Genomic DNA, 5,162 nt, shown 5'->3' on the forward strand with positions numbered 1-5,162 from the left:
GGCTTCAAGGCGTGAATAATCTAATTATTTAATTGTTTAATTATTAATTATTTCGGTAAACAAGGGACGAAATAGGGATTTTGCATACAATTTCCCTACAGAAAAATATTATTTATAACTTATATTCCGTACTTCCTTGCTAGATATGAAAATTAGTATAATATATAGCAGTCTTATTTTATTTCTGTATCAAAACCTTACTGCTTTTAGGGAAGAGGGAACAGGGAACAGGGAACAGGGAACAGGCAGTAGTTACAAGTTTTTTATCTACTTTTTGATTTGCCATGACCTATGCGCGGATTGCTATAGATAAAAATATTTATACTAAACAAATTATCGACCTGAAGCAATAATTAATTACTTATTTTAACTTATACCAAATTCAAAAAAGATAGTTACATTCAATAATTGATAATTGATAATGGATAATTGATAATTACCGAAATATTGTGGTTTAAAGCCTCCCCTTTTAAGGGGATAATAAATAAAAATTTTCCTGTTCGTCAATCCTCTCCTTGAAAAGAAGAGGTAATTCTAAATTCTAAATTCTTGAACTCTCCCTAAAAGGAAGAGGATTGAATAAAAGGAAAATAAATTCATTGTTTCTCTTGAAAGGGGAGGCTTTTAACCTTAATTATTCGGTAAAATGATTACAAAAATCTTAGTAAATTTGCTGTAGATGTAGAGGGTAAAAATCAAATTATCCCTTGAAAAAAAAACAGATTTTTATAGTTATAAAACGATTTTTCGTCAATCGTGGAACAGTTTTACCCTCAGAAAAAATGAATATTATAAATTATTACCAAAAAATGAGGGTATGCGCCTCCCCTTTTAAGGGGATGAAAAAATATTTAACTCAGTATTTCAAGCCTCCGACTAAGGTCTGAGGTTCACTGATAACTGTTTAGCGTTCCGCACAACGCGCGTTAACGCTGCGCGACATGTTTGCGGAGCAGTCCGTCAGGATAAAGCGCAGCTCCTCCGCAGGAGGCTAACTGATAACTGAAATGACCTCCTGACTCCTGTAGGAAATCGCCCCTACGACTCCTGACTCCTAAGAACAGAGCCACTGTAGGAATATTGTATCAAATTGGTATTAGACTACTCTAAATCTCTAAAACTCTGTTCCCAGTTCCCAAGTTAAGGCGCTCGCTAAAAATATAATCTTTTGTACTATAAAATAAACTGCCAAATGTAGAATGTGGGTTTAAACTTGAGATATTAGTTTCTACTATAAAATTGAAAGATGATGGAGCAAGTTCAGACTCTTAGAAAAACATATACTATTATCCAAGACTTACAGAAAGGACCTTTTGGGAAAACTTATCTAGCTGAAAATCAGCAGACAGTTAACAAGTCTCTGTGTATAGTCAAACAATTTCAACCTAATACCTCCGACTCTTCTATTTTAGAAGCAGCACGATGTCGATTTGAAAAAGAAGCGACAACCTTAAAACACTTAGGCAACCATGAGCAAATTCCCCAACTTTTGGATCATTTTGAGGAAAACCAAAAATTTTATTTAGTTTACGAATTTATTGAAGGCCATAATTTAGATAGAGAAATTACTGATGGTAAACAATTACCTCAAACTCAACTAATTATGTTGCTTTACGATGCCTTAGAAGCATTAGAATATATCCATCGTCAAGATGTAATTCATGGTGATATTAAACCCTCTAATTTAATCAGACGTAAATCAGACAATAAAATAGTAGTTACGAACTTTGGAGCAATAAAAGAAATTGAAACTTTGGTGTTATCTTCAGATGGAGAAGTAAAAGCTTCTGTGGTAGGTACACCAGGTTATATGTCAGTGGAACATTTGGGAGGAAAACCCAGAATAAATAGCGATATCTACGCTTTAGGAATAACAGCTATTCAAGCTTTAACAGGTGTTGCCCCAATAGATTTTCGATACCATAGCAAAACCAATGAGGTTTTATGGCGGGAATTAGCAGCAGTAGAGAATGAGTTAGCAGATATTTTAGATAAGATGGTTTGCAGTCAATATGAAGAACGCTACCAGTCTGCTACAGAAGTTCTAAATGACCTAGAAGAACTCTATAAAAGTATCCAAAATTCACAAAGAATTGGAACTATTCTTAATAGGCACTACAAAATTATTCGACTGTTGGGAGAAGGAGATTATGGTCAAACTTATTTAGTTCAAGATCAACAAAAACTTGATAATTCTCTATGTGTGATTAAACAGATTAAGCCTAAGTCAAAAAATCCTGTACTCTTACATGAAGTAAAAAGATTATTTGAAGAGGAAGCACAAATAATCTTCAACCAAGGAAGTCATAACCAAATTCCAGCAATATTAGATGAATTTGAGGAAAATCAAGACTTTTATTTGGTTCAAGAATATGTTGAAGGTAATAGCTTAAATTACGAAATTGACCAAGGCAAATTTGATGAAGATGAAGCCAAAAAATTATTGGAAGATGTACTGCAAATTCTCACATTTGTTCATCGTGAGGTACTCCATTTAGATATTAAACCTTCTAATTTAATTAGGCGTTCTGATGGCAAAATTGTCTTAATTGATTTTGGCTCACTTAAACAACTTTCTTCTGTTACTTTAAATGACCATAAACAACTGATAATTACTCGTTTTGTGGGTACTCATGGTTATATGCCCAAGGAACAATATACTAGGAATCCTAATCCTAGTAATGACCTATATGCTTTGGGCATGACAGTTGTTCATGCTTTAACAGGTTTATTTCCAGCCGAAATCGGGCGAGACCCAAAAACTGGGGATTTGGGATGGCGGCATTATACCGAGGTAAGCAATCAATTTGCTGCTATTATTAACAAGATGGTCAACCCCTATTTTCGCGCTCGTTATCACAGTGCAGATCAAGTTCTGAATGACCTCTGGAATATTGGCAGTCAAACAGAATTTTTAATGGGGTCGGAAACTTCTATTTCTGTGACACCAGAAACTCATAATGCTACGGAAATAGCGATAGAAAACTATGCCAATTTAGAGCAGGATATTAATGTTGAGAATCAAGAATTTACTGAAACAAATAATGATAATATTCCGCCAGAAAATTCGGGTGCTAATATTGGTAATTCATGCCCTATCAATTTAGATTATAATACATCTGCCAGGAAAAAACGTTCATTTCGTTTGTTACCGTTTTCTTTGATTTCTCTGACAGTTACAGTTGTAATTGCCGGGATAATTTTCTGGTCTGAAATTAAATTTATTTACATACTTAATAAATGTAATAAATGGATTGAAGCAGAGCAACCGGAAACAGCAGAAAGTTTCTGTGCAGAAGCTATAAAAATTAAACCAAATGACTCGAAAGCTTTAAAAAATAATGGGGATGTACTGTTTGATTTGCAGCGTTATCAAGCAGCTTTAGTTGCCTACAACAAAGCAATAGAAAATAAGCAAGATTTCTATTTAGCTTGGAATGGTCGCGGTTTAGTTTTAAATAAATTAGAGCGTTATCAACAGTCTTTAGATGCCTATGAAAAAGCAATTCAGATATCTACAAATAATTTCAAAGCTTGGAATGGTAAAGGAATAGCATTGATTAGTATCGGTCAGTTTGAAGAAGCATTAAAAGCTATTAATCAAGCTATTGCTGTTGATCCGATGGAACCTCAATCTTGGGAGAATAAAGGTATAGTTTTAGAGTATTTAAAACGTAATCTTGATGCCAGAAAAGCTTTTGAAGAAGCACTCGCTTTACTTGAACGAGAAATTAGAGATAACCCAGAAGATTTGGCAGCAATAGTTGACCGAGGTCAAGTGTTGAGTAAACTACAGCGTCATCAAGAAGCATTAGCTTCTTATGAACAAGCTTTACAATTAAACCCAGATTTTTATCGTGCTTCGATGGGAAAAGGTAATACTTTATTTTTCTTACGGCGCTTTGAGGAAGCTTTAGATGCTTATAAAAACGCTACTGAAAGTCGGCAAAACTACCACATTGCTTGGCATAATCAAGGTAGTTTTCTTGCTGATGGTTTACAGCGATATGAGGAAGCGGTTGCTTCTTATCAAAAAGCTATAGATATCGATCCTAGTTTTGCACCTGCTTGGCGGGATCGAGGTTTTGCTTTAATGCGGTTGGAAAAAAATCAAGAAGCTATAATTGCTTTTGATGAAGCGATCGCTATTAATGCTGATGATTTTCCATCTTGGGGTAGTCGTGGTATTGCTTTGACTAAGTTAAAACGTTATGATGAAGCTGTAGCTTCTCTGAGGAAAGCGATCGCTATTAATGCTAAAGATCCGATAGCTTGGTCTAACTTAGGTTGGGCGCTAGGAGAAATGGAGAAATATAAGGAAGGGATCTCTGCTTATGACAAAGCTATTGAAATTAAACCAGATTTTGCACCTGCTATTAAAGCGCGTAAAAAATTGCAGGAAAAGTTTAGGAAGTCTAGGAATTCTTGGTATTAAAGGATATTGAGTTTCTTTAGATGTTATCTGATATCCGCTTCATTAGCGATAGACAAACTTTCCCCACCTATTTTTCTGTTATAAGTATTCAACGAGCATATACTAATTCGATCATTTTTGCTCTGCTCCTGACTTCTCCTTAATTATTTATAATTATTCTACTAAAAATAATATTTGTTTGTTTAATTGATTAAATAAATTTCGCAAAAATTAATTTTAAACCTTTATAATTCTTAAGTTAAATAGTTTATGGAGATTTATAATTCAAGCCTTATATCAAATCCCGATAATTATAGCGCTTTTCATTAACATAGAATACAACTATAAAGTCTCTAACTTATCAAACTTTAAACATACTTCTCTTGTTGCTGTAGTCTACCATGAGTGAAAACCGCTATAGTTATTATAAGTCATTGCGACTGGAACGGAGTGGAAGGAAGCAATCTCAGGGGTGCTGCGAGATTACTTCCGCTTCGTCGCTGCGGAGGAATTTTCAGCCGAATTTTGTATTATACTCAGACCAGAGCGATCGCGAAGCGGTGCGTAGCACTATCGCCTGATAATATAAAGTTATCGCAGTTTTCCTTGAGATGGAACATATAACAAAAACTACTGGACCGACACACCTTAAATGGTGCATTAGAAAATGGGGGGATGGGGTGATAGGGGGATGGGGGGATGGGGTGATTACGAAAAAAGCGCTCTGCACAGTTTTAGCTGTGTCAGT

1 protein-coding gene is annotated in these 5,162 nt (G+C 34.9%); it reads left to right on the forward strand.

Annotation, left to right across the window (positions count from 1 at the left end; all coding sequences use genetic code 11):
• Positions 1-1,246 precede the first annotated feature (1,246 nt).
• On the forward strand, positions 1,247-4,435 hold the full coding sequence (locus ACP6PK_RS16810) for a protein kinase domain-containing protein (protein ID WP_426561035.1): 3,189 nt from the start codon (positions 1,247-1,249) through the stop codon (positions 4,433-4,435).
• The last annotated feature ends 727 nt before the right edge of the window (positions 4,436-5,162 follow it).

The sequence above is a fragment of the Dapis hubbardiae BLCC-M172 genome, assembly GCF_050016015.1.
GTDB lineage: Bacteria > Cyanobacteriota > Cyanobacteriia > Cyanobacteriales > Microcoleaceae > Trichodesmium.

Coding starts and splice junctions, on each gene's coding strand:
- ACP6PK_RS16810 (WP_426561035.1), top strand. CDS start 1,247: ATGATGGAGCAAGTTCAGACTCTTAGAAAAACATATACTATTATCCAA.